General features: G+C 65.9%; 2 protein-coding genes and 1 pseudogene. 1 reads left to right on the top strand and 2 read right to left on the bottom strand.

The window, feature by feature from the left end:
- Nucleotides 1-169, bottom strand: a pseudogene (locus EOD07_RS38900) (sugar-binding transcriptional regulator); the annotation flags it as partial.
- A gap of 152 nt (nucleotides 170-321) precedes the next feature.
- Here EOD07_RS38900 and EOD07_RS34435 point away from each other — a divergent pair.
- On the top strand, nucleotides 322-1,104 hold the full coding sequence (locus tag EOD07_RS34435; RefSeq protein WP_127238355.1) for a hypothetical protein: 783 nt from the start codon (nucleotides 322-324) through the stop codon (nucleotides 1,102-1,104).
- Between the two features lie 17 nt (nucleotides 1,105-1,121).
- On the opposite strand, the gene EOD07_RS34430 is transcribed toward EOD07_RS34435, so the two are convergent.
- Nucleotides 1,122-1,380, bottom strand: a 259-nt coding sequence (locus tag EOD07_RS34430) for a putative PEP-binding protein (RefSeq protein WP_348627797.1), incomplete at its 5' end; no start/stop codon positions are given.

Here is a 1,380-nt window from a genome sequence, read left to right as displayed (position 1 = left end):
GGCCGACGCCGAGCACGTCGGCGATCTCGTTTTCCGTCATCTGCTCGACGAAATACATCCAGGCGGCGCGGATCCTGAGGCGGTCGGTCCGGCTTTCGCTGACGATCTGCTCGGATGCCTCGCCCGCCGCCCTGCCGTTTTCTGGTTCGCCCTGCCGTCGCCTGCCCAAGTTCCCCTCCAACTCCGGCGACGACACCGTCCCGCCGATTCTGCATGCTGGTTAAATATCGTCTATTGATCTACCAATCGAGACGAACAATCTAGAGAGGGCGACTGGCGCCCCAAGCCGTGAGCGGCTTCAGCATTTCGAGGCAATTGGCGATGCTGCGACAAATCTCCGAGGATGTCCGCGCCAACCTGAAGGATCGGCTTCGGGAACTGCGCGACGCGATCCGCCAAGGCCGTCACGACAGCGCCGGCGATGCCTCGCACGACATCGCCGGCAATTTGCCGCCCTTTCCGGGCCGCAGCCTGCTCGGCCATGCCGCGAGCGCTGTCGACGAGGCGCTGACGATCGCCGAATCCTTCGTTCCGCATTCCCGGCCGCTCAAGGTCGACGGCACGACCGTGAAAAGCCTGCGGGCCTATTTCCCGCAAGGCGATGAGGACCGGCAGATCGGCGGCGAACGTCAGTTCAGGCGTGATATGTATTACCTGACCCGGGCGGTTCTCGCCGGCTACGGCATCGATAATCCCCGTGTTCATGAGGCGAGTTTTTCCGCCGTGCATGTCGCGATGCGCAAGCGCCACGCGGATCTTCTGGCCGGCGCGACGGCGGACGCGGCATCCACCGATCAGGTCGCGGCGGCCTGCGCGGCTCTCCTCGTCGAATGCCTCAACCATCGTCCGGTCCAGCCTGGCGAGATCGGGACAGGCCCGGCGATCGCCGGCGACCGGTCGCTCGACATCAGGTGCCTTGCGCCCGTGGTGCTTGCCTGCGGACTGGCGACCAAGGCGCACGGCACGCCCGAGCCCGACATTCTCGAGATCGCGGTGCTGGCGGCCGAAGTGCGGGAAGATCGCATCAGGCAGGCCTGTGCCCATGCGAATGCGGTCCAGGAATTGACACCGGTTCTCGCCACGCTGCTCGCGCATCTGACGTAACCGCCGCGAATTATCCGCTATCGCTCGGCCGCCATGGCCGCGATGGTCTTCTTGGCGCGCTGGATCGAGGCCGGGCTCATGCTGAGCTCGGTCAGACCCATCTTCACGAAGGTCGGGATCAGGTCCGGCCGGCCGGCGGCCTCGCCGCACATGCCCACCATGATGCCGGCGGCGACACCCGCCTTGGCGGTCAGCTCGATCGCCGACATCACCGCCGGATTGGTGACGTCGTTGAGCTTGGCGACCGTCGGGTTGAGGCGGTCGGCGGCCATGATG

The organism is Mesorhizobium sp. M2C.T.Ca.TU.002.02.1.1 (genome assembly GCF_003997225.1).
Note: the sequence above shows the minus strand (reverse complement) of the source record. Positions and strands in the feature narration are given on the sequence as shown.

Bases quoted from the DNA above. Each gene is read 5' to 3' on its own strand.
- EOD07_RS34435 (WP_127238355.1), top strand. From the start codon at position 322: ATGCTGCGACAAATCTCCGAGGATGTCCGCGCCAACCTGAAGGATCGG.